Source organism: Pseudoalteromonas sp. SR41-8 (assembly GCF_014163915.1).
GTDB lineage: Bacteria > Pseudomonadota > Gammaproteobacteria > Enterobacterales > Alteromonadaceae > Pseudoalteromonas > Pseudoalteromonas rhizosphaerae.
The window spans coordinates 229,868-255,622 of sequence record NZ_JACJEE010000001.1 but is presented as its reverse complement, the minus strand read 5'-3'; the positions used below and the strand labels follow the sequence as shown (position 1 = coordinate 255,622).

Annotated in this window: 20 protein-coding genes; 1 reads left to right on the top strand and 19 read right to left on the bottom strand. The window is 39.4% G+C overall.

Annotated features, from left to right (window positions below; genetic code table 11):
* Window positions 1-3: 3 nt before the first annotated feature.
* Window positions 4-630: a LysE family translocator gene (locus H5162_RS01090; protein WP_145234560.1), complete on the bottom strand. Its 627-nt coding sequence runs from the start codon at window positions 628-630 to the stop codon at window positions 4-6.
* 88 nt (window positions 631-718) lie between these two features.
* On the opposite strand from H5162_RS01090, the gene H5162_RS01085 reads away from it, so the two are divergent.
* The gene (locus H5162_RS01085) at window positions 719-2,113 is read left to right on the top strand and encodes a PLP-dependent aminotransferase family protein (RefSeq protein ID WP_182759397.1); all 1,395 of its coding nucleotides are present in this window, start codon (window positions 719-721) and stop codon (window positions 2,111-2,113) included.
* 219 nt (window positions 2,114-2,332) lie between these two features.
* On the opposite strand, the gene H5162_RS01080 is transcribed toward H5162_RS01085, so the two are convergent.
* From H5162_RS01080 to tssF, 18 genes are all read right to left on the bottom strand, one after another.
* The gene (locus tag H5162_RS01080) at window positions 2,333-3,400 is read right to left on the bottom strand and encodes a hypothetical protein (protein WP_182759396.1); all 1,068 of its coding nucleotides are present in this window, start codon (window positions 3,398-3,400) and stop codon (window positions 2,333-2,335) included.
* Entirely contained in the window at window positions 3,393-3,809 is a 417-nt protein-coding gene (locus H5162_RS01075) for a hypothetical protein (protein ID WP_182759395.1), read from the bottom strand. The genes H5162_RS01080 and H5162_RS01075 overlap by 8 nt, the downstream gene beginning before the upstream one ends.
* A gap of 352 nt (window positions 3,810-4,161) precedes the next feature.
* Window positions 4,162-5,151 (bottom strand): hypothetical protein, encoded by a 990-nt coding sequence (locus H5162_RS01070; protein ID WP_182759394.1) that lies wholly within the window; start codon window positions 5,149-5,151, stop codon window positions 4,162-4,164.
* A 102-nt stretch (window positions 5,152-5,253) separates the two neighbouring features.
* Window positions 5,254-6,243, bottom strand: a complete 990-nt coding sequence (locus H5162_RS01065) for a hypothetical protein (RefSeq protein ID WP_182777397.1) — start codon at window positions 6,241-6,243, stop codon at window positions 5,254-5,256.
* Between the two features lie 103 nt (window positions 6,244-6,346).
* The gene (locus tag H5162_RS01060) at window positions 6,347-7,330 is read right to left on the bottom strand and encodes a hypothetical protein (RefSeq protein ID WP_182759392.1); all 984 of its coding nucleotides are present in this window, start codon (window positions 7,328-7,330) and stop codon (window positions 6,347-6,349) included.
* A 103-nt stretch (window positions 7,331-7,433) separates the two neighbouring features.
* Window positions 7,434-8,414: a hypothetical protein gene (locus H5162_RS01055; RefSeq protein WP_182759391.1), complete on the bottom strand. Its 981-nt coding sequence runs from the start codon at window positions 8,412-8,414 to the stop codon at window positions 7,434-7,436.
* A gap of 84 nt (window positions 8,415-8,498) precedes the next feature.
* Window positions 8,499-8,723 (bottom strand): hypothetical protein, encoded by a 225-nt coding sequence (locus H5162_RS01050; RefSeq protein ID WP_182733916.1) that lies wholly within the window; start codon window positions 8,721-8,723, stop codon window positions 8,499-8,501.
* 737 nt (window positions 8,724-9,460) lie between these two features.
* Window positions 9,461-10,525 carry a hypothetical protein gene (locus H5162_RS01045; RefSeq protein WP_182759390.1) on the bottom strand — a complete coding sequence of 355 codons (1,065 nt, stop codon included), beginning with the start codon at window positions 10,523-10,525 and terminating at the stop codon, window positions 9,461-9,463.
* Window positions 10,518-13,568 carry a hypothetical protein gene (locus tag H5162_RS01040; RefSeq protein ID WP_182777395.1) on the bottom strand — a complete coding sequence of 1,017 codons (3,051 nt, stop codon included), beginning with the start codon at window positions 13,566-13,568 and terminating at the stop codon, window positions 10,518-10,520. Before H5162_RS01040 ends, H5162_RS01045 begins: the two co-directional genes overlap by 8 nt.
* Window position 13,569: 1 nt before the next feature.
* Window positions 13,570-14,688, bottom strand: coding sequence for a DUF4150 domain-containing protein (locus tag H5162_RS01035; protein WP_182777393.1), 1,119 nt, complete (start codon window positions 14,686-14,688; stop codon window positions 13,570-13,572).
* On the bottom strand, window positions 14,688-15,593 hold the full coding sequence (locus tag H5162_RS01030) for a hypothetical protein (RefSeq protein ID WP_182777391.1): 906 nt from the start codon (window positions 15,591-15,593) through the stop codon (window positions 14,688-14,690). The genes H5162_RS01035 and H5162_RS01030 overlap by 1 nt, the downstream gene beginning before the upstream one ends.
* 1 nt (window position 15,594) lies before the next feature.
* A complete protein-coding gene (locus tag H5162_RS01025; RefSeq protein WP_182777389.1) occupies window positions 15,595-16,629 on the bottom strand; it encodes a DUF2169 domain-containing protein in 1,035 nt (344 codons plus the stop codon).
* Window positions 16,619-17,788 carry a hypothetical protein gene (locus H5162_RS01020; RefSeq protein WP_182777387.1) on the bottom strand — a complete coding sequence of 390 codons (1,170 nt, stop codon included), beginning with the start codon at window positions 17,786-17,788 and terminating at the stop codon, window positions 16,619-16,621. Before H5162_RS01020 ends, H5162_RS01025 begins: the two co-directional genes overlap by 11 nt.
* 4 nt (window positions 17,789-17,792) lie before the next feature.
* Window positions 17,793-18,209 carry a hypothetical protein gene (locus H5162_RS01015; protein WP_182719402.1) on the bottom strand — a complete coding sequence of 139 codons (417 nt, stop codon included), beginning with the start codon at window positions 18,207-18,209 and terminating at the stop codon, window positions 17,793-17,795.
* A gap of 17 nt (window positions 18,210-18,226) precedes the next feature.
* Complete coding sequence (locus H5162_RS01010) at window positions 18,227-20,248, bottom strand: type VI secretion system Vgr family protein (protein WP_182777464.1); 2,022 nt, start codon at window positions 20,246-20,248, stop codon at window positions 18,227-18,229.
* Between the two features lie 34 nt (window positions 20,249-20,282).
* The gene (gene tssH, locus H5162_RS01005; protein ID WP_182777385.1) at window positions 20,283-23,021 is read right to left on the bottom strand and encodes a type VI secretion system ATPase TssH; all 2,739 of its coding nucleotides are present in this window, start codon (window positions 23,019-23,021) and stop codon (window positions 20,283-20,285) included.
* Window positions 23,022-23,048: 27 nt separating this feature from the next.
* Entirely contained in the window at window positions 23,049-24,032 is a 984-nt protein-coding gene (gene tssG / locus H5162_RS01000) for a type VI secretion system baseplate subunit TssG (protein ID WP_220491355.1), read from the bottom strand.
* The gene (tssF, locus tag H5162_RS00995; RefSeq protein WP_182777382.1) at window positions 24,029-25,747 is read right to left on the bottom strand and encodes a type VI secretion system baseplate subunit TssF; all 1,719 of its coding nucleotides are present in this window, start codon (window positions 25,745-25,747) and stop codon (window positions 24,029-24,031) included. The genes tssG and tssF overlap by 4 nt, the downstream gene beginning before the upstream one ends.
* Window positions 25,748-25,755 lie beyond the last annotated feature (8 nt).

The following is a 25,755-nucleotide window of genomic DNA, read 5'->3' as shown; positions in this document are numbered from 1 at the left end:
TCCCTACTGAATGCTTGCATTGGAAAGAAAAACTAAAGGAATTGATGCCGCAAGAAACAGTGACATAACCCAATTAAAACGTTTAAAGATATTTGGCTTATTTAGAAATTGGCGCATGTATTTGCCAAAATTCACCCAAAACAAGCCTGAGCAAGCCGCGACAAGGTTAAAAATAATCACGCCCAAAATTGCAGAAGGCCAATAGGCACCTCCTGGTAAAGTAAGTGCAGTACAAAGTGTCATTAACACTGCATATGACTTAGGATTGATCAACTGAAAAAGCATGCCTTGAAAAAAATTTAAAGGCCTTGCTTGAGCATTATCACCTTTTAATTGAGAGCTACTAGCTATCTTGTATGCCAAATATAAAATATAACCACTGGCACAAAGCTGTAGAAAAAAATGCAGCTTTGGCTGTATTAAAAACAATTTACCTAATCCTAGTAGCATTGCCAAATGCATTATCGTCATGCCTACTCGAATACCCAATAAGTGCGGTAGGGTTTTGATCACGCCAAAATGTGTGCCTGAGTGAGTAAGCAAAATATTATTAGGCCCAGGCGTAATTGACGCCGCAAAACAAAATAAAATGAGAGCCGGAGCAAGCTCAAAAACAGTAGCTGTATTCATAATAATTAATTGTATTGATACAATATTGTAGTTGTTTAATAACTATTAATTGTCATACTTATGTAAAATCATCAATATTTTTATTGTTATGAATACAATTTACAAACCGGATCACACTCTATTTAGTAGTTTGTGCAAAACACAGCCAAAATATCGCGCATTAGCCGCTTTGATTGAGCATGCTATCGACAACAAAATGCTGGGTTTTGAGCAAAAATTACCAGCCCAACGACTTCTCGCTGACAGCCTAAGTGTTACACATGGTACGGTAACTCGTGCATATGCTTTACTTGAGCAACGAGGGTTGGTTACTGCAAAACTAGGGGCTGGTACCTTTGTAAGTAAAGTTATTGAGTTAAGTCATTTTGAGGGCGACACAGACTTTGCTTCAAGCATGCAACCGATGATGGGGCAACAACATGTTATGACCAATGCCCTGCAATCGCTGTCAAAGGATCAAAGTGCATTAACAGATGTGATGATTTATAAACTCAATGGACTTACCTCACATCAATATTTTTTCAAACAATGGCTAGCGGATAAGGGCTTTGATTGCTTAAACCATCCGTTGATATTTACCCAAGGTGCTCAGCAAGGAATATTCACTACGTTAGCAACCTTGTGTGAAAGTGGCGATACTGTCATTGCAGAGTCAATGTGTTACCCCGGTTTTTACCATGCGTGTCATTCGCTTAAACTTTCATTAGCGCAAGTAAACGTGCATAGCGACGGGATTGATCTTGCACAAATTGAAGCATTGTGTAAGTCGCGTACAATCAAAGCGGTTTACATCACGCCAAACTGTCAAAATCCAACCAATATTTGCTATAGCAGTAACAATTTAAATGCCCTACTGGCGCTGAGTCGCCGATATAATTTTTTCATTATTGAAGATGACGTAAATTACTGTTTGCCAGAGTATTGGCGATTACCATTGTGGCAACAAGCACCGGATCGGGTTTTTTATATTTCAAGCTTTTCAAAATATTTTGCAGGCGGACTACGAGCCGGTTACTTATTACCTCCACGACTTTGGGAGCAACCAATTTTAAAACAAATTCATAGTGAGTGTTGGGCGGTTTCCTCAATGAATTTTGAGTTAATAATGCGCGCCATTAAGAGTAACGAATTTACTTATAATCAAACTAAGCTAGCAGATGAGATACGCTATCGTATTGAACAAATAAAAAAGCTGCTTCAAACTTATGAGATAGATGCTCAGTTTGCCAGTTTAAATGTATATATTCGCTTATCCCAGTCGCAGAATATGTTTGAGTTTTGCAGCGTATTAAAAGCGCATAAGGTAATTGTAAGGACGCTAGATTCCTTTATCCCAGAAGTTCCAGCCCTAAAGGTGGATAATCCAAATGGTGTTCGCCTCACCCTAGGCGGCCCAGCAACCCGGGCTGAGTTTGACTTAGGCATCACCCGCGTTGAAGCCGCTTTACAGCAGTTTAATCAAACATTTGAGGTAGTTATTTAAATTTTATTATTCAATAAAATCGGGGAATCATTATTCCTTTGGGTGATGTGAACTCATACTTTTATGAGGAAATATAGTGTTTAAAGTTCTGCGATTTTTCTATCACTTTTGCATTTAGTTTTGCAAATTTATATGAAATTGACATGAATATCCTTTTGCCTACCCAAGCAGTTATTTACTGCTTGGGTTAAATTCCTTTAATTTTATTATGTTATTTAACTATAGATCTACCATCAAAAATGAAGTGAATTTTTGCCACAACGTTTTACTAAACTTAATGTCACACTCGGCTTTTATGTTATCTGCGTATTTCCATGGAAACTTAAATATATCCGGCGGTGTTAGCTTTTTAATAGGTTTACCCATCAAAAGGTTATCAAGCTGCTCTTCATCATTAAAATCTTTTAGAAGCTCATCATCAGCTTGATTCATTTGCTTTAAAAATGATTTATCAACACGATACCAAAAATACTTAGGGCGGCCATTCGCTTTATCAAACTCAGCAGTGGTTTTATCAAACTCACGGTAATATTCAAATTGAGGGATATCTGCTAGGGGTTGGGTTATATCCATAAAGTTTTGTAGCAGTTCCCAATGAATAAATCCACAAGATATATCATTATTATATGTAACTTCATATCTGGCACTTCGAGTAAAATGTAAGAGTGTAAATCCTCTATAGGGAAACCCACTTTTTGGGTTATGCGACACCTTATAATGAGCATTAAACTCTTTAAATGGTAAAGTATCGAGTTTTCTAGAGCTGTAATCTGGCACACTTACCCCACCTGTTAGGCGATTAAAAACAACAGCCAATTTAATTTTGTGGCGAAATACTGGCCAAACAAATACATTAAACAGTTTTGATATAGCCCACGCTATAAAAATATATAAAACATAATCAAAGGCATTTTTATAATCTCCAAGAACAAAACTCACAAACGGAAAAGAAACAATTAAAAATAACAAGGTAATATGTAAAATGACCCACGAAAAAACTAATACATCGATATAATTAGTAGCATTTGAAGATAACGCCAATTCAACTCCATGTTTCTTTCGACATAAAATTGAGCGGTACTCTTCACTTTTACCACTTAAATTATACTTATACTCTGACTTTTGATCATTATTATAACAATGCCCAAAAACGCTTCCTCTTGGGAATAGCGCTTGCTTACTTTGATAGCGGCAATACATAGAGTCACGCTCGTCTGTCGCAATTTCATTTCTAAACTTTGTTTCTTGCTTACCTCTGTAAGCGGTCTCTGCATACTGCTCAAGCATATTCTATTTCCTTTATTATCCATGCCTTATCAGGTACTTCACCGTCTTCCCACCCCTTACGCTCATCTATATCAACATAAGGCAAAGTGACATTTTTATCTAAGCGATATTGTACTTTTACTTTCCAATCAACTTCGAAATGTTTCGGCCACATGGATAAAATTGGGACAATATATTGAAACCCAGTAATAGCTCCTGATTCAGTGTTTTCTTTTTGGATTATTTGCCAATTTTTATGATCGTAACGGAATTCCTGCTCAAAATGTAAAACTCCTTCATCTTCAATTTGATATACCTGAACGAGAAGTTCCGATTGACCTAAAGCAAAGTTTGGTGTGTCTACATCAATGGTTAATTGGCAATGGGAACCAGTTAGCTTTTTAACCCCTAATGTAACATTTGGACTCATCAATGTGCCTACTAATGCGGCGTAACGAAATTAAGATGACACCCATCTTAACTATTCAGAGTGAGTATCGTTTTTATTCTTCAATTTGCGCGGCGTAAAGCCCCGCCTACGCAAATTTAAACAGCTATATTACATCGCCTGTAGGCGGCAGTTTACCTCATGCATGGTTTGATTTTTTTCTACCTTATGACTAAGATGCGCGTATTTAAAGTGGCTCTCTTCTTAATTTCCTTTTTACTTCCTTAGTCGTCAGTGTGCCAATAAACCTAGATGGGTGCATAACCCCTAGGCTTGAATTCCATTTTTAATTTTTATCAGAATCCTAGTTGCATGCTATACATAAAATCATCTTTTAAGGTATACCCATAAACAACTGCAGTGCTAAGCGCTTTGCTTTGTATTTCCATGTTAGTTTTTCGATACGCTCAGGCTCACCTTTAAAATGCAGCCAAGGTTTGGTTATTTCTTCGTTCGGTGTCGCTCTGAGCCAATTAAAATGAGCAGCCTCTTTATTGAATTTTTGCCAAATTTCGACTTGTTGATCAAGCGAAAAATCGCTCCAAAAATTATTGGGTCTGTCATTTTGCTTATCAAATTCAGCTGTGAGTTCATCAAGGTGGCGGCAGTTTTCATACTCAGGCACATCAGGCAGTGGTTGATTGTTATCCATAAACCGGACTACTCGTTCCCAATATAAATAGCAGTTCATCGGGTTATTTGAGTTATCAGGCACTTGAACAACAATTTTAGTGGCGGGGTATTTATCCTCATCAATATGACTAATAAAAGGCACAAACCCCATTACACCCGGGCGTGTTGCCACTATATCAAGGTGGCATACAATATCAGCCCATTTAAAACAACAATTACCCAGCTCATCACGCTCTTCACAACCGGGTATCTCATAGGTAAAGCCCACTAGCTGTTTTTGTCTGTCAAAATATATTTGCTTTTTAGGGATGTAACTATCTGTTATTGGTAATAAGTTAAGAAAAAATAGGTTCCAAGAAAAAGTGAGTATAGGTATCCACCACTGAAACTTTTCACCTTCTTCGTAAATAGGCAGAGATACAACACTTATAAAAGTCACAAGGCTTAGTACCGCTCCTATAATTATAGGACCAAAAAGTATTGCTCTAGCAGGGCTATTCCCGCACATTTCTACTTTATATCGTTCAGGATATTTTGTAATTGCTTGTTGTTTTCTAGCTGGTAAATCATATAAATAGCATAAGCCTTTGAATTTACTCTTAAGGCTATTTAATCTCTCTGGGTAAAAAAAACGATTAAATCGCGTTTTTTTAGGCATGATATCAACGGCTAGGTAGTCATTATTTTGCATTTAATATCCTTATTGTTTAATCAACCTTGGCACTTTAAAGTGCCTCGTTTGAATTCCTTTTCTGATTGTTAACATATCATGGACCCTGAAACTTAAGCCGTTTCACGGAAAGCCGATAAAAAGCTGAAGCGCAAGGTGCTTAGCTTTATATTTCCACGTTAATTGTTCTATGCGCTCAGGCTCTGCTTTCCAATGCTGCCAAGGTTTGATTATTTCTTCCTGCTCTCTACCTTTAAGCCAATCGAAAGGAAATGCTTCACTCAGAATTTCCTCTTCAATTTCTAATTGCTGCGAAAACGAAAATAAGGACCAAAACTCATCAGGCCGATTATTCCTCTTATCAAATTCAGCTGTAATGGGGTCTAAATGGCGGTGTCGTTCATATACCGGCACATCGGGCAATGGCTTACTTAAATCCATAAAGCGCACATAACGCTCCCACAATAAATAACAATGGACAGGGTTAGCTGAAAGCTCTACAACTGAACCGGTAACAGTTGTTTTAGGGTACTTCTCTTGGTCTATATGACTAATTTCTGGAAAGTAATTCATCACACCCGGCGCACCCATTTTCGAGGTTAACCTGCAAACAATCTCTTCCCATTTAAAGCAACAGTTACCTAAGTCATCTCGTTGTTCGCAACCTGGTATATCAAAAGTAAACCCGACCGTTTGGTTTTGCCTGTCAAGGTACATCATCTTATCTGGTATATACCTAGCCGTTATTGGTAATAAATTTAAGAAGAATAAGTTCCAGCAAAAGGTAACAAGTGGTATCCACCACTGAAAATTTTCACCTTCATCATAAAATGGAAGTGATAAGATACTAATTAATGTAACAAAGCTTAATACAGCACCAATAGCCATTGGACCAAATAATATGGCTTTTATAGGGTTATTGCCACAAGGTGCTATTTTATATTGCTCTTTTTTATTCGCGTAAATGCGCCTATCTTGATTTAGCCAACGTCGGAAAAAACATAATCCTCTAAATTCGCTTCCTTCATTTATTATTCGGTGCGCTTCAAAAAAACGATTAAACTTCGTTTTCTTTGGCATTATTCCAACACCAAAGTAATTATTTTTTTGCATCAGGTTCCTTTGCTTTAATAAACCTAGGCAGCATATACTGCCTAGGCTAAGTTTACTTTTATTAAAAATAAACTTAGCCTAATACTATACATAAAGTCATCTTTTAAGGTATCCCCATAAACAACTGCAATGCTAAGCGCTTTGCTTTATATTTCAAAGTAAGTTTTTCGATACGCTCTGGCTCACCTTTAAAATGAAGCCAAGGTTTGGTTATTTCTTCGTTAGGCTTTCCCTTCAGCCAATCAAAGTCATAAGCTTCTTCTTTTAATTTTCGCCAAATTTCTTGTTGTTGCGAAAATGAAAAGTCGAGCCAAAAACCTACAGGTCTATTATTTTGAATATCAAACTCAGCTGTCCGTGGGTCTAAATGCCGGTGTTCTTCATATTCAGGTACATCAGGTAAAGGTTTAGTTAAATCCATGAAACGTACATTACTTTCCCAATACAAGTAACAATATGCTGGTGTTTCTCCATTATCCGCCACCGTACCTAGCATTTTAGTCTTTGGATACTTTTCTAAATCAATATGGCTAATACTCAGGAAGTAGCTTACAACTCCCGGACGCGTAGATGCAATATCAAGCCGACACACTATTTCATCCCAACTAAAGCAGCAATTACCTAATTCATCACGCTGTTCACAGTCTGGTATATTGAAAGTAAAACCCACTGTCTGCTTTAATCTATCAAAATATATTATTTTTTTAGATGTAAACCTAAATGTAACTGGTAATACATTCAAGAAAAATAAATTCCAACTAAATGTAAGTAACGGTACCCACCATTGATAAGGTTCGTCCGAGTAGGTAGCAACAACACAAGAAATGACAAATAGCAAACTTAAAGTAAACCCAATTGCCATTGGTCCAAAGAAGAGCGTTTTTATAGGATCGTTACCACACTTAAAAGACCGATATCTTTGCGGTTGGGTTTCAACTAAATGCATGTCAGTATCTATCCAATTATACAAATAGCATAAGCCTTTAAACTTTTTATATCGTTCTTTGATTTTATGAGGGTAAAAAAAACGATTAAATCGCGTTTTTTTAGGCATGATATCAACGGCTAGGTAGTCATTATTTTGCATTTAATATCCTTATTGTTTAATCAACCTTGGCACTTTAAAGTGCCTCGGTTTGAATTCCTTTTCTGATTGTTAACATATCATGGACTCTGAAACTTAAGCCGTTTCACGGAAAGCCGATAAAAAGTTGAACCAGTAAACGCTTTACTTTATATTTCCACGTTAATTGCTCTATGCGCTCAGGCTCTGCTTTCCAATGCTGCCAAGGTTTCGTTATTTCGTCATTTACTTTACCTTTTAGCCAATCAAATGGAAAAGCATCTTCTAAAATTTCGTCCCTAATTTCAATTTGCTGTTCAATTGAAAAGTCTACCCAAAAGTCTGAAGGACGATTATTTTTTTTATCAAATTCAGCTGTAATGGGGTCTAAATGGCGGTGCTGTTCATACACAGGCACATCGGGCAATGGCTTACTTAAATCCATAAAGCGCACATAACACTCCCATAATAAATAACAATGGACAGGGTTAGCTGAAAGCTCTACAACTGAACCAGTTACTATTGTTTTAGGGTACTTCTCTTGGTCTATATGACTAATTTCTGGAAAGTAATTCATCACACCCGGCGCGCCCATTTTCGAGGTTAGCCTGCAAACAATCTCTTCCCATTTAAAGCAACAGTTACCTAAGTCATCTCGTTGTTCACAACCTGGTATATCAAAAGTAAATCCGACCGTTTGGTTTTGCCTATCAAGATACATCACCCTATCAGGTATATACCTAGCAGTTATTGGTAGTAAATTTAAGAAGAATAAGTTCCAGCAAAAGGTAAGGACTACCAGCCACCAAGGAAATGGCTCTTCAGAATACGTTGCGACAACACAGGCTATTAGTAACAATAAGCTTAATACAGCCCCGATAGCCATTGGTCCAAATAATATGGCTTTTATAGGATTATTGCCACAAGGGACAAGTTTGTATTTTTCGCGCTGATTTTCATATAACTTGTTCGTATCAAGCCAATCATATAAAAAACACAGGCCTTTAAATTCGTGATATATATTTTTTATACTACGATATTCAAAAAAACGATTAAACTTCGTTTTCTTTTGCATTATTCCAACACCAAGGTAATTATTTTTTTGCATCAGGTTCCTTTGCTTTAATAAACCTAGGCAGCATACACCACCTAGGTTTGAATTCCTTTTCTGATTGTTAAAGAGCAGTAACTTTTAAACACCGGCTATTAATTGAAATGCCAACGTTTTAGCTAGGCGTTTCCAGTATGGGGTGTTGTCTGGTTTGTTTAAACTTTCGTCTATCGGCCACTTTTCCCAGGGGTTGGTGATTTCTTTATTTGCCCAGCGTTTTGGGTTGGTGATGGCGCCATCAAAGTTAAAGCGGTAAATATCATTATCGAGCTTTTCTTCTATTTGCTTCATTTGCTTGTAGCTCATTAAACGCCAGTACTTTTCAGGGCGGTTATGAAGTTTAAAAAGAATAGATCCCAGCAAACAACAAATACAATAAACCAAACGGGTAATGGTTCCGGGGTAGCAGTAAATTGGGTGTAGAGACATATAAGAAAAATGCAAGCAACCACGATACTCCCTGTTACTCCTAAAAGAATAGGCCCTAATGTTAACCCTAGCGTCCAATCCCCCGCATTATGAAAACCCAAGTAGCGGCTTTCATTATCCAAGCTTTGAGGCTGTACTTTTTTATTATCCTCTTTTTCTAATAAAAATCGGACAATAATTAACCCTTTAGGTGAACTATACTCATACTTTTTTGAGGAAACGAAATTAAGATGACACCCATCTTAACTATTCAGAGTGAGTATCGTTTTTATTCTTCAATTTTTATTCTTCAATTTGCGCGGCGTAAAGCCCCGCCTACGCAAATTTAAACAGCTGTATTATATCGCCTGTTGGCGGGAGTTTACCTCGCGCATGGTTTATTTTTATTCTACTTCATCACCAAAAACGCTTATATTTAAAGGGGCTGTCTTCTTAACAGTTTATTATGTCGCCATATTAGCCAGCAACGTGACGGTAAACCTAGGCAGCATATACCGCCTAGGTTTGAATTCCTTTTCTGATTGTTAAAGAGTTATGGTCAGTTAACCGATTTGATATTCTGTGTTTTTATGGAAAGTAGAAAGCTGTAGTTTTTTAATGTTTACTTCCACGGCTTACAAATCAACTATTAAAAACAAGTAAAACTTTTGCCAAAGCGTTTTACCAAATTTAATTTCACTTTCAGGTTTTATATTCTCTGCGTATTTCCAAGGGAGCTTGAAGATTTCAGGTGGATTAAGTTTTTTGATTGGTTTACCCATTAAAAGGTTATCGAGTTGCTCTTCGTCATTAAACTCTTTTAAAACCTCGTCATGTGCTTTAGACATTTCTTTTAAAAAAGACTTATCAACACGATACCAAAAATATTTTGGTCGACCATTGGCCTTATCGAATTCAGCGGTGGTTTTATCAAACTCTCGATAATATTCAAATTGCGGAATATCAGCTAAGGGCTGAGTAACATCCATAAAATTTTTTAATAATTCCCAATGAATTAGTGCTGGAGTAATTCGATTTGCGAACGTTATCTCATATCTCATACTATATTTATAGTGTAACAACGAAAAGCCACGATAAGGATAACCACTTTTAGGATTATTCTGTACTTTATAATGGGCATTGAATTCTTCAAATGGTGCAACTTCAAAATCTTTCGCATTTGAACTCGGAACTTCAACTGTTCCATTTAAGCGATTAAAATTGACGGTAAAATTATATTTGGAACGAAAAAATGGTAGCACTATCAAACTCATTACTTTTGAGATAATCCAAATAACCACTAGAACCAATAAAAAATCAAGAGCGACACTGGTTGCACCTAAAGCAAATGCCACTGAAGGGATAAAAATAACAAACAACAAATTAATAAAGTGCAGTATAACCCAAGAAGAAATAATGAAATCAGTGAAGTTAGCAGGAATAGTACTCAGGGCCAGTTTTAACTTTTTATCTATTTTGAAAAGTGCTCTGCAATCTTCGGCACTTCCATTTAAATTATCCTTGTAAAATAAGGTTTGAGAACTGTCAAAACAATGTCTAAAAACATTTCCTCTTGGGTATAACGCTTGCTTACTTTGATAACGACAATACAGAGAGTTGCGCTCATCAGTCGCTATTTTATTTCTAATTTTAGGGTTTTGCTTACCTCTATAAGCTGTTTCAGCATACTGCTCAAGCATATTCTATTTCCTTAATTATCCAAGCTATATCAGGTTGCTCACCTTTACCCCATTTATCACGCTCATCTATATCGACATAAGGTAAGGTGGTATTCTTATCTAAGCGATATTGTACTTTTACTTGCCAATCAACTTCAAAGTGTTTTGGCCACATTGATAATATCGGTATGCTATATTTAAACCCAGTTATAGCCCCTGATTCAGTGCTTTCTTTTTGGATAACCTGCCAATTTTTATGGTCATGACGAAATTCCTGCTCAAAATGCAAAATTCCCTCATCTTCAATTTGGTATACTTGAACAAATAACTCTGATTGCCCAAGTGCAAAATTTGGCGTGTCTATATCAATGGTTAATTGGCAATGCGAACTGGTTAACTTTTTCACCCCCAAAGTCACATTGGGCTTCATTATTGTTGACACTAATGTGGCATAACATTCTTTAGGGTATGTATCCCACTTTTTATAATCACCTGTACAACGGTCATCTTCATCTTCAGCAAATGGGCCATTTTTAGCCCAGGTTTCTAATTCATTATCAGTGACTAACATAGCAATAACTGCAATGATCAAGCCGACTGCGATTATTGCCCACCCAAGTGGGGTAGTAAATAATGCAGCCCCCAAATAAATAAACCCTGCAATAGCAATTACACCACTCAAAGCATGAAAAAATACTGCATCCATATCATTTTTTTGCAAAGACTTATAAATGTCATATGAAGTAATTGCTAAAGCCAATGTAAGCCCAACTTTAGCCAATATTTTTGTAAGCTGAAAAGTACTAGTTCTAAATCTAAAACCTTTTTCTAAAAAATCTGCAACTGAAGTAACCTTGAAAGAAACAGCCTCAACAGATAAAGTCGCTAAACTATAGACAAGGTTTATCGAATCAAGGACGAACTTAGCATCTACCTTGTCCCCTGCCTTAAACTTTTTAATCATCTCGTTCGCATTAAACATTTCAAACGCTAACATCACCATCGGCAAGTTGTGTTCTAAAACTCTCACACCTTTGAGCTTGACTGTATCAACGGCACCTAGCTTAAAGTCAGGGTTATCATACGCGCTTGCATACCGATGCGTTTTGGGTACTACTACTAATTCACCTTCGATAGAATCATATCTACCGATTAAATCGTGATAATCTGTCCAATTTTTTGGGTTAAAATAGCCTTTGTTACTGCCAAATGCTTTCGGGTCTTCAGAGGCGATTACATTTTCTTTACTATCATAAATCGTTACAGCATTTGGCGGCGGATTTTTCACGCTTTCACGTAACATTGCACGCCTTTGCTGCCTATTGTTTTGCGTGCGCTTATAATTGGTTATGCCTATTACTGATGGGTTATCACCTAATACTGCCCCAGCTTGTTTAACATGAATATCTGCAAAGTCACTAATTCCAAGCGCCTTGTTATATGAGACCATTAAGTTTCTAATTTTTACAGTATGTGGTTTTAAAACGCCGTTTTGATATTGACTTGCAACACGCCCCCACGCACCGGTTAAATACCCCACCGCATCTTTTGCTTTACCAAAAAACTCTTTTAAACCTTTATTAGCTAATAAGCTGTCTTGCTCTTGCTTTTCTTCGATCAACTTTTTATGAATGCGCTTAAACTCTTCAAATCTAAATTTAGCTTCGCCATTATTTTTTTCTTCCGGCAACTTGTTTAATACAACACTCCCAGGCTGGTTTATATCGAAGTGCCCTTCTGGGATCATAAAGCAGTCAGATAACCAATTGCCTTGCTCAAACGTTGCTTTTAAAAAGCTTTCTATTGCGCTTGTGGCTTTATTTATATTATTTTTACGCTCGTTTTCAGCAGGTAACTTTTCTTTCCAAGGTCTAAATACACCAGTTGAAACATCGTCGATACTCAACATATTTAATACATTAGTAATAAAATTAAAGCCAAATAAATAATCTACATTTTCAAGGGCTACCCAATCATTCATTACTGGAGCTAAACCAATATAATCACTTTGCTTAGAAGTTAAAGATGAGTCGTTATTTAAGTCTTGTAAAAAATCAACAAACTCTTTTTGTGCTATTGGTAACTCCTTTAAATATTTCTCTAATTTGTCATTTGACAAGTATTGCTCTAGATATTCTTTGTCTAGATGCTTTGCTCCACTACGTAAAAACTTTGCACCAGAACTTAAGTCTGCATATCCCTCTTTTTTGGTTTTTATAGGAGTCATCGAAGTTCGATGTGGGAATATATAATGATCGCGCATCACTTTTTCATGCAAATCATCATTTAGCATCGCTTGATAAGCCAACACACCTGAATCATAATGTTTCTTATCTGTTAGCTTTTTATTCTCAAGCTGTAGCTGTAAAAAAATCATTTGGCACTTATTTAACAGAGAAAGCGCTATGCCACCTGGGTCATGTATTGTAATTTGCCCTTCACGCTCTGCTACTGCTAAATCAATTTGTTGACAGCGAGCGTTTCGTAATGAATCAGCTAATCCTTGGTCTTCAACATGTGTAGGTGCAGTGGCGTTAGCACTTTTTTGTCTTGGATCATCTTTGTACAGTCCGCCGAGGCTCACAATATACTGCCATGACCATTGGGCGATGGAAAAAGCAACTTGTACCGTGGGGTCACTAAGTGAACCTGGCTCACAGTTTAAACCATTTGTTTTCTTAGGCAGCAAGATTGTTTGGGTAACTAAACCCGAATATGAACGCTCGTTTTTGCCAAATTCAGTTGCCAAATCAACTTCAGATAAACAACCATTGTCAACAGCTGCAATTTCACGCCATAAATAACCATTAACGAATATATAGTAAAAGCCGTTTAAGTTACTAACAGGTCGTTCGTCTTCTCCTAACACTTGAAATTGCGCAGGTTTAGCTTTGTTTTTATCAAGGGACGCCTCGGTAAAAACGGTTGGTTTTACCGAAATAAATTGCGCTTTATTGTCATCACTTGGCGGATTATCTAAAGTATAAGGTTGTGTATAGCCGAAAGGTATATATGAACTCCCACATTCACCCTTTATCTCCGAATCTAATTTAATTAATCCCATATTAAGCACCTGCTGTAAAATTAATTGACGCGTTTTTGCCACTGATATTTTGCTTATCTGCGATTGGCTCTTTTTGCTCACTTGCACCTTGAGTCGCTTTTATTGCACCAAGCGATGCATCGTTACTATCAACACCTTTGACTAAAATACTCGCTCCATGTGTTGTTTCTGCATCACTCAAACTATCCCTCACTTGCACGCTCAACCCTCTTGGTGCGGGGCCGCCTGATTGCATAAGTGGCGCAGGTGGGGTGTTTTTAGAATTGGAAATCATCGGGTCACCTTGGCGTACAGCGGGTTTACCTTCAATTAATACATTAAACGAGCCCATGATAAATTCAGCTTCACCGTCGTTTTTCTTACTCGCGACGCCTTTTTTATCACCAGGGGAGTCACCTGAGCTTTGTGAAAAAGTGCTATTTATATTAGCGGCGCCATTGCCATTGACTTTTACTGAGCTGGCAACATCTGTAACGTCACTTGATTGCGCTTTATTTGCGTATGGAATTGGTACAACGCTAGTCCCAATTGTGGTTAAGCAGACATCCACCGTCATAAGTTTACCGCCACTATCTTGATGTACAGCGGTGCGACCATTTATCAGCACATTTTGCCCCGATACAGCTTGTACTTGTGGTGCTTGTGAAGCTGTATCTTTAATAAGCTGCTCTTGGTTACCGGCTTGCCAACCTAAATGCGTTGATACTAAATCTAAGAATGCTTGCGCGTTACTAACGGGTTTATTTACATCCATATTAGTTTGCGGTTCATTCCATGGCAGCCTAGGTTCGTTTTTTTGGCTATCCCATTGTGGCGGTGGAATAATATAATCAGGTATAAAAATATTTACCATTTCACCGAGGGTTTTCTCGCGGTATTTTGGCCTGGCAATCTCAGCTAAAAAGGCGGCGTCACCACTGGCTTTATCTTCAAAAATAGCGATACCGTTAGCTTTACCTAGCGCACCATTACTGCGGGCGCTATTGTTAAGCCCTAGCAATGTTGAGTTGTTATGTCGCCATGTTACTGAGCCACCGGTGCGCACATCAGCGCTCAGCGCATCAATATCATATTGTACGCTGCCTGTTTGTTTGCCTGCTGCGGCGTTAATATAAGGCATTATTTTTCACTCCTTGAAATTTTGACTAGCTGCTCATTAGGTGCATTAAAAATAGCAAATACCTGCTCAAGTGAGCGCGTAAGCGGGTTGCATAAATAGCTTTGTGCTAGTGTAAGTGCCGCTAATGAGTTTGCATTACCTTGATGGCCTATCGTCGTTGCTAACTCTGCACACTCAATGAGCGGCTGGCCTTTTTTGTACAATTTTTGTGTGTAAGCAAACCATTTTTTTTGCCAAGTAAGTGATTGTTCGCCCGCAAATAAATAACGGTCTTGGCTGGTGCAATTGGCCTGTGCTAATTGAGCCGTCATTTGGCCGTCATATAATTGCGCGGTAAGCTTGCCTTGCGGGTGTATTAACAGTGCATATCCACCTTCGCCATATATAACGCCCGGTGGGCCGTTTAATACTTGCACGGTGCAGCGTTTAGCTTGTTCACTCACATATTGATAGCTATTACATGAATCCACAGCGATTACTAAGGTGTCGTTGTTCATGGTGGTTAAGTCACATGTTGGCATCTGTGAATAGGCGGGTATTTGTTCTGCAATACACTCTTGGAGTAGCTCAGCGAGTGTTCCATCGCTTATCAGTGGCTGTTTAATTTCATCAACGGGCAGTAAAAATACAATTTGGCTAATGCGGTTTGTTTGCCTTAACGTGGCTATATCAACTTGCTCAAGTAGGTGCGAGAGCATTAATAAACAGCGCGTGACTCTATCGAGTTGCGCAAGTTCGTCTATTTCAACAAAAATATACGGCGCATCTAAACTAATATCACATCGAATTAATGCTTTACTTGGTTTAGAAAAAAGCATTTTATTAGCCACTGCAGTATACAAGCTGCTTGATGTACAGCCGGCAGCATTAATATGATAAAGACTGTCAAAAGTAAGTTGTTTCATATTAATTTTCTTTACCGCTATTTTCTTCTGAGGCAACGAGTATTTGACTATTTGCGCCTACTTTTTCAAGACTAATATGACCGCGCCAAAGCAGAGAAAAACACTGGGCGTCGGAATCAATTACTAAGGTGTCGCAGCGCATGGTTAGCCGCTCGCGGGCTAGTGTATTTACCACTTCCACAATAGGTTTTTGGTACGGCAGTTCTATACGTTGTTGTTGTCCGTATTGTTGTAATGGATAAAGCCCTGTTAACTGACACGCCCAGCCTTTGCCAAACTCGGCTGCAACTTGCTGATCAATGGGCGCTGTGTTGTATAAATCTTTTGGCTGTGTTGTTTTAAACGGGTAGTCTCCCGCCATAAGTGCTGTTTCGTCTATTTCTGGTAAGCGTTCAACTCGTGGCGACCAATGGCTTGGTATGGCCGAAAAGCTTGCGACCGGTGTGCTGTGGCTAGGTTTTCTAAGTAATGAGTTAGCGTATTCAACACTGGGTAACTGCTGGCCGACCGCGTGCTTATTTTTAAGTTTAAAACCACGGCCGATTGGGTTTTCTAAGAACGTGTTGCTCTCGTTATTTAGCTCTTTGCCACCAAAAGCCTGCATATAATTGAGTGCCACTGGGGTAATAATATCTGGATCTGTAGCGACTGGCCCAAGCAACGAACGTCGCCAATAACGCGCTCCGGTTACACGTAAACGCTTTTTAAACAAAGGTTGCGAAGGCGAATCAAGGCCCAGCTCAACCTCAATAACGCGCGCGTCTTTTCCTTTTGGCGGATAAGCAGTGCAATTACCATATACTTCAAAGCCATACTTAAAAGCCACCTGCTCGTTTACTTCACAAATCGGTGAGCTGTTAGGATCGCCTTGGTAATCATCAGCAATAACAATCTCAGGGCCGGGTTCAATGGCTGTAACGTTGCCTTGCTCATCAAACTCAAAGCTTTGTTTAACCACCACTACTTGACCTTCAGTACTGTCTTCTAACCAGCCGCTAAACGTGCTGGCTTGCCAAGGAGAAAGATTATGAAGCATGAACGTTCTCCACTTTTTCACTTAACAGTAATTGCCACTGCGATGCACTTTGCTGGACATGAAATAAACCACATGCACTTGTTAAATCAAAATGTGGGGCAATAACACGTTGTACTAAAGAGCCTGCTAATTTAGCGAGTTTTTGTGCGCTATTGGCTTTGGTAAAACTAATGCCCATTAAAAGTTGCTCACCTGCTTGCATTGCAAACGCTTGCCTTACGTGCTCGGCATCATCAAGGTTAATGCCGCTTTGCGGTTTTACTGCATTGTTATCACTGACGACTGACATTTTTTCAGCTTTGGCAAGCGGCCTATCTGTTAATGTGAGCCACGCTGCATAAGCACTTGGTTGTGTTACTGCGATGGTCATTAAATCCATCACTAATGGCAGCGCTTGTTTATAAACAAAATGACTTAATACAAACGAGCAGTGCTCTGGATTTGCTTTGCAAAATAATGCACAGGGTTCATACCAACGCGTGTCATTAAGTAAACCCGCTAAAGCGAGTAATTGTGCTTTTTGCTGTTCATCTGCGGTTTTTGCAAACACTTTAAATAGCTTATCGCTTACATCGTCATGCCCTGCACAATAACTATTTACTAACGCAGCAAGGGCAATCTCAAAATCTTTGTGTAATACCGCTGCGAGTAATTCACTGGTTGTAAGAGGTTGTGAAAATAATAAGGTTTTAACCACGTTTTGGGGTTTTTCTTTACCTTCAAGTACACTGGTGCGTAGCGCTTTTAAATCGTTAAGCTGCCAATGCTTTAAATTATGTTGAAGTAATTCACACTGCGCTAATTGCTCACTGCCTCTTAAGCTATGAAAGTAGGCAGTAAAGTCATCAATAGCAGTAATGAATAAATCACCCGCTATTAAACGATATACTTCACTATGTTCGCTATTTTGCTGTGCAAGTTCACACAAAGCCTGCCATGTTAACTCGCTTACTTGGGTTAAGTTTTGCGCTGAAAAATAATCTGTTGGCGCTTCGCCTGCCAACTCACTTAAGGTATATAAATGATTGAGCATTTGCGTGTCGATCACGCTAAAACGTGCCAACGAAAACGCCCCTTGCTGCAACAGCTTTTGCCGGTGCTTTAACAAGGTGGTGAGGCGCTGATTATGAAGTTTTACTTTATATACAGGTGCGAACATAGTGCTAATTAAGCCTAATTGGCCAGCCAGCCAAGGTAAGGTCTTGCTCGCTGTTTGCTGTAATATCTTGCCCTTCAAGCACGATAGTGCCGTCTGCATATACCTCAACACTACCCTTGGCCGTTTGTAGGCTAACACTTTGCTGGGCTTCAATAACGATATGCCCTTGCGAATTATTAATTTGCGCGGCAGGTGCTTGATCCGCTTGCGCTAAGAGCGCCGTTACAATAAAGCCTTGTGCGCTATGTACAAGTAATACATTAGCCCCTACTTCTGCGATGCTGACATGTGCGCCTTGCGCAATAACTTGATGTTCAACATTATTAATTAATACCGCTTTTACACGGCCAAAACTGTCGACACGACTCACACACGCTAAATGTTGATCGTGATTGAATATACTTTGGATCTGAGCGCTCATAATAAACTCCTTTTCAACTAGTTATTACTAATTGCACTGCCTTTCACGGCGATATTACTGGCCGATAAAGTAATACTTGTCGCATCAATGGTTAAGTTACCACCGGCATCAATTTCAATACTCGCACCGCCTTGACTCAATTGCAGTGATCCTTGACCATCCGCTTTAATGGTAATATTTGCGCCACTACTAATTTCTATATCGCCATTGGGGGCTTGCAGTTCTAAATTGCCGTCAACCGAATATACGCTAACATCTTGTTCACCTTGTAATTTAAGCTCTTGATCCGCTTTAAGCTCTAAGCTGCCATCGGTTGCTTCAATACGTGTGTTTGAGGTGGCTTTGAGGGTTAAATCTGCCGCCGATGTTACTGTGATATCCCCTTCGCGGGTTTGCATTTGCAAGTTATTCTCTACCCGCGTAGTAAAGTCATTGGCAACCGTAAAGGTGGCGTCGTTTTCAGCAACAAATTGCAGATTTTCTTTCGCTGATATTTTTACATCGCCATCTACAGACTTAAGCGTTGCTTGATGTGCGCCATTGGTGGCATCGAGTAATAGTTGGTTTTTATTATTTTTATTAGCAAGGCTAATTTTTTCTTCGCCTTTTTTATCATCCATTATTAAACTGTGGCCAGCTTTAGTAACGAGCTTATTCTCGGTCGGATTTTGGCTGGTAACTGGGTTAGGTGCATTTTGGTTGTATAACGCACCTAAAATAATGGGTCTGTCTAAATCGCCATTTTCGCCACAAACTAATACCTCAGTACCTTGTGTAAGCGGAAAGTGCATGCCATGACCACTGCCACCATAAGGTTGCATTAAGCGTGTTGGGCGGCTTTGTTGGCCTTCACCATCTTGATTAAATGGCAGTTTTACTACGTAATTACCATCATCATCAATTTCTTGCTCTACTAGTGCGTTAAAAGTTGCAAATACACGTCTTTCTGGAAGTAACTGTGCTTTAAACTGTTGATCCGATGGGACCAAGTACGCCTGATTTTTATAAGTTAAGCCTTTTACGTTAGCGCCATATTCCACACCTGCTTGCTGGCTACCCTTATGATCAACACGCACAACCAAATATTGGCCATTATGATCTGGATGATCATAAATAGTTAAAATCATTCCTGGTCTAAGCGCCCTGCAATCACTGTCGATAATCAATTGCTCTCGTTGACAATCAAACGCTTGCTGACGGGTTTTAGCAAGCGTATTGCCCTCGCCAGAAGTTGCATAGTTATTACCATAATGACTGTCTTCACCAAATCCTGGTTGCGAAGCGCTATTTTGCGCCGATACCTGTAAATTACCTGGTGCGCGGTAGTTATAATCGTTTAACGCAATACTTTGCGGCTGAAGTTGGGCTTGGCGACTAATTGCGAAGATTGTTTCGCTAGTACGTACTTGCCCAGATGGTGGCACATAACTTAAGTTTACTTCATCAAACAGAGCCGCAATATCTTTGCTGCTATTGCATACTTTAAAAGTGCAATCCGCGTCAGTTTGCTCAACAAAACTATAAACAAAGCCATGTTTACGCATTAAACGCGTAACAAATTCATAATCGGTTTCATTATATTGCACTGTCATATCGAGGCTAGGGCCGCTGGCTTGCATGCTAAATTTTTGCATTGGGAAGCCCGCTTTACTAAACACACTTTTAATAATGGCAGCGGGATCCATCGCCGTAAAAACACGATTAGAATGTTGATGCTTAAGTAAAGTTAAATAAGAACTCAACACTAACGTGTAATGATAACCTTGGTGACTTTTACCATGGGCTACAAAACGACTTAGTAAACCTGAGATAGTCCGATCTGTCATAGACCACACCAAACTCAAACTGGCATCTTTACCTAGCAACGTTTGCGCAGTTAAATGTTCCTGACTCAATACTTGAATATTAAATTCATAGTCTTCACATAAGCTATCATTAATTGATGTGAAGTCAGTTACCTGCACCATGCCATCAGGTAAGCCTTGTATACTTACGCTAAAATGACTGGTATTCGCTTTATGTTCACTAAAGATGTCCATAAGTCCCATTTTCAATCCTTTTTTATCTATTAAATTAGGCGTTATCGGCAAATATTGCGGTGATTTCGTCTTGCTCATCAACCGTTAACGTTAAAATATCTGGCATATCTTCTTGCGCCATATATTCCAAAATAGATTTAGCAATTCCCGGCAAAATTTGTCGTTCAATCACTGCATTTACCATCCGAGCACCGCTGTCTGAAAGCTGGCATTGCTGAGTTAACTTACTCAATACACTTGCATCAACACGCAGTTGCATTTTATGATTTGTAGCAAGACGCTTAGCAATCGCTTCTAGTTTTAAACTAACAATTGCTTGCAGTGCATCTTGATCAAGCGCTAAATAAGGCACTACTTGCATGCGTGCAAGTAAAGCTGGTGCGAAGAATTGTAGTAACTGTGGCTTAATTAATTCACTTAACGCACCAATTGACGGCACTTGCCATGGGCTACCATCTTCATTAATCGGTGCATCCGTTGGATTGAGTGCGTCATTAATGGCTTGCTGCTGCTCAGTCGGTTGTTCTACATCATCGTCTTGCTCTGGACTCAAATCGATCACTGTTGGTGGTGTGCATGCATCAATTAGCTCTGCTGAACCTAAGTTAGACGTCATGATGATCACGGTGTTTTTGAAGTCAATTTCACGGCCTTCACCATCACGCATATTGCCGCGTTCAAATACTTGATAAAACATGTTAAGCACATCTTTATGCGCTTTTTCTACTTCATCAAGCAAAATTACTGAGTATGGGCGCTGTCTTACCGCTTCAGTTAATACACCGCCTTCACCGTAACCTACATAACCAGGAGGTGAACCTTTAAGCTGCGATACTGTATGCGACTCTTGATATTCACTCATATTGATAGTGGTTAAGAACTTCTCGCCACCAAACAATTGCTTAGCTAAACAGCGGGCTGTTTCAGTTTTACCAACACCGGAGGGTCCGGCAAGTAAAAAGACCCCTAACGGTCCTTGTTCATTACTGATCCCCGCTTTGCTGACACGTAATGCTTGCGCAATTTTTGCCATACCCGCTTGCTGCCCGATCACTTCTTGACCAATTGCCGTTTCTAAATTAATGAGGTTACTGATCTGATCTTTAACCATGGCACCAACAGGTACACCGGTCCACTGAGAAATTATTTGTGCCACTGCATCAGCGTCTACTTCGCTAAATAAGCCATTATCTTGACTGTTTTGCTCTTTTAAAGTTTGGCGCAAGCTAAGTAGTGCAGCACTGTCTTGTTCGCTTGCATTGGTTGCTTGTTTAAATTCGTTGATCTGGCTTAAAGTAGCAATTTGTGACTCGCGGGCACTGGTTAATGCAGCAAGTTTAGCTTGTGCAGTATTTAACTCTTGCTGTAAGTACAATAACTTATCCATATCGACAGCTAAACCTTGCTCGCTTTCACTGGCAATACTGGCAATCCGAGTTTGTAAATAATTTATATGCTCTCGCTCAGATTCAATTGCAGCTGGATCAGTTGCAAACGACATTCTGACGCGAGCTGCTGCTGTATCAAGTACGTCAATTGCTTTATCTGGTAACTGACGACCTGTGATATAACGAGCTGACAATACAACAGCCGCTTCAATGGCATCATCGGTAATTTGGATATTATGATGTTGCTGATATTTATCTTTTAAACCCGCTAGCATAAGTTGCGCAGCTTGCTCCGTTGGCTCATCGACTTTGATCAGTTGAAAACGACGCTCTAATGCGGCATCACGCTCAAAGTACTTTTTATACTCACTCCAGGTGGTTGCTGCCACTGTGCGTAATTCACCTCTGGCAAGAGCGGGTTTTAATAAATTAGCCGCATCGCTCATACCGGCATCGCCACCCGCACCAATTAAGGTGTGTGCTTCATCAATAAACATAATGATCGGCGTGGTTGAGTTTTTAACTTCGTCAATTACTGTTTTTAAACGGCGCTCAAACTCGCCTTTAACACCTGCGCCAGCTTGTAATAAGCCCATGTCTAAGACTAATAAACGCACACCTTTTAATTCATCAGGTACTTGACCATCAATAATACGCTGTGCAAAACCTTCTACTACGGCGGTTTTACCGACTCCCGGATCACCCACTAAAATCGGGTTGTTTTTACGACGACGACATAACACATCCACCATCATGCGTATCTCGTCGTTTCGCCCGAGTACAGGATCAATTTTTCCTTGCTTAGCTTTTTCGGTTAAATCTTCACAATATTCATCAAGCGCGCCGCCACCTTCACTTTGGCCATTATTTTGCGTTTGCTGAGCTGTTTTTGCCTGTGGGTTTAAACGCTCGCTTGAGTTTTGACAAATTTTATCGAGGTTTTCGGCTAAAAAGCGTGAGTCAATTTTATCTAGCAACGCTGGTAATTGAAGCACAGGGCTATAAGGTAATAGCTCCGTGAGTGCATCAAGCAATGCAGCACCGTTGATCCAATCACTTTTATGCTGCACATTAGCGCTCAACCATGCGCGTTCTAACCATTCATATAAACGACGAGAAAACACCGGCTTACTTTGGTTACCCGCAGGTTGACGATTTAAAAAGTCAAGCAACTCATGCCATACCGCATCTTGATTAATATTAAAAAAGTGAAATATTTGTTCTAAATCGCCACTACTGCCCTCTTCCATCAACTTAATTAGTAAGTGTTCAGGCAGCACTTCAAAATGACTACGACTGCTAGCAAACCCTGCAGCAGACTCAAGCGCGGTCGCGGTATGGCCATTTAGCTTGTCGATAAGTTGTTTAATGCCTTTTGCATCCATTGTTTTGTCCTTAAATCTGGTTTCTTACTAATGTTGATATTGAAGATGGGTATAGCTGTGTACGGTTGTGTTTGCCGCAGCACTGCCTAAATAACTGTTGTGTCCAAGTATTAACGGTGACACACCGATTGCCTGTTGCTCTACAGCTTCGTTAGCCACTTTGATTTGGCATAACCACTGCACATTATTTGGTAAGTGAGTGCTTAATAACGCCGCCATTTTTTTACCTTGCTCATGCAAAGGGTTCAAACTAATGGCAGTTTCACTGTCTACAGGGCCGATGGCAATTGTTAAAATACTGCCACTTACTAATACTTTGCTACCTAATACCGCAGAACCACCGAGTACCATCTGAGCATCATCACCAAATGTACTTGGGGCATCAATTGTTTGCCAATTAGCGCGGGTATCGTCAACATGCAGCTCTTTCACTGCAAGTGTATGTTTAAGTAATTGAGTTAAGCCTGCTGCACTGGTTTGTTTTAAGCTAGCAATGCCGCATTGTACTTTTTGATCTGTTTTTGTAGATAAAATGGCTTCTATTAAATGATCAAATTGATCTGCACCACGTCCTGCAACATTGATTTGTGACTTTTTCCACGCCTGAAAAAGTTGGCAATATAAAATATGATTAAACATATCTAAAAATTGCCGAACCCTGTCACCACTTTCGTCATCACTTGCTGCTTGCTCTAACAGGTAATGCGGCATTGGCGCATCAACCCCATACAAACCCAAGAATGACGTTGATAAACTGAGTCGCCCGCGTCCTTGGTTATCTAAGCTACACGCACGTACATCGGTTGCTGGAAAGCCAAGCTCTTTATAGGGCTTAAACATCACCCGCTCACTAATGCCTTTGTCAAGTTCGTGAGGCGTTGCCCAATGCTTTTCAATTAAGCTCATCGCTTTAAATAAATTAAACTGCCAAGGCTTAGCAATTAATTGTTCAATCGGTTTGGGCAATTTAGCCCAAACCGGATGCTTTATGGCTGGTTCATGCACACTCATAATTGATAACTCTTGCCCGGCTCAATATCCCAACACCAGGTTTTATAGCTAGGAATAGCATTAACGCGAGTCTGCACACTTTCATTAATTGGTGCGTACATTAAAAAGAATTGGTGCAACATATTACAAAAATGATAAAGATCGGCATCGCACACAAACTTACTTTCATCGATATCAATTAATACATCTACGCCTTTAATAAAAATTCCACGCTTTATTTGGCTGATCGGAGTAGCCGTTATTTTTTGAATGCTCTCAATACGCAAGCGATTCTCAGCTTTTTGCGACCAATCAAATAGCACTAATAAACGTTTAAGCTCGGTTACTTGAGTTATTTGGGAAAACTTAACATTAAGTAAGCTGATCAGCTGCCAATGTTTTGGTTGTTCTGGGCACGGTAAATAATTAGTAGGCCTAATAACATTCTCAACCTCGGCAATACTTGGCATATCGCGCCCGCCAATATTTAAATCACCTTCTTGCAGTAGTTGCCGAGGCCAGCCTGCATTAAAAGCAGTTAAATCAACAGATAGTGTTTCTTTTTCATCATTTAAATTGAAAGGCAACTGTAAGTAATGAGTTGGTGCAGCTGCACCCACATCTTTAGTTAATACGGTAAATAGCTTTTTCTCATCTTCAAATACACTTTGATAACGAGGTGTATAATCATAGGTTTTACCACTGAGCGAGTTGCGCCCCATTACCGAATCGACGGTGTAACTGAAAATATGATCGGTACGATTTTGATCTGCTGTGATCATATAGTCGGTACGATTGGGTTCGATTCTGATTGGCTCTGCCGCTTGGGAAAATAAATTAATTGCAGGCACGCAGTTTATCAGTAGGTTTTCACGGGATAATTGGTGTCCGGGTGGTAATTTACTTGAGCCACGAAAAACTATTTCAAAGCGGTCTATATGATCTGCAAACTCAACGTCTTGCAAACCTGTAAAAGTTAAAAAGTAAAAACGATCTTTGGCATTAAAGTAATCTAGTAATAATGCATATCCTGGATGGCTTTGCTCAGCACTCGGTAAAAGAGCCCCATCAATATTTAAATAACTGGCACTGCAACCTTTTACTTTAAGCTTTTTATTATGCTCAAAATGCGCAGGGCCAAAATCAAGTTCAGCATGTTTCTCTGCCGTTTGCAGCAGCTTAAATAAAGAGCTACATAACGGGGTATCGCCGCGTAAATAAAACTGCAAGTTTGATAAGTCATAATTTTTACGCTCACCTTGGCATACAAAACGTAAACCAATGCGCAGCTCTGCACCTAAATGTGATTCTTGATAGCGCACATGCTCAACATCGAATGGTGCTACTGTTAGATTATGCGTGGTGGTAAAAGTAATATTTTTATGATCAACTACCGTATTATCTGCTTTTAATGTGAGACCCTTTTCAATCATGTGAGTCTTTTGCATTGCCAGCTTAGGGCTAAATTTCACTACCGTACTCGAAGGGTAATAACTAAGCAGAATAGGACATAATTGACGCAGCACTTGCTCTGACACTTCTGGTACTGATTCATCTAAGCGTTTTTGTGTGTGCGCAGTTAAATACGCCATACCTTCGAGTAAACGCTCGATATGCGGGTCGCGATCTTTTAAGGCATCAATATTTAACATGCCCGCATGCTCAGGATAATGTTGTGCAAACTGTTTACCGGCCTGCGTTAATAAACGCATTTGAGCATCAAAATATTGCTGCATTAAAATAT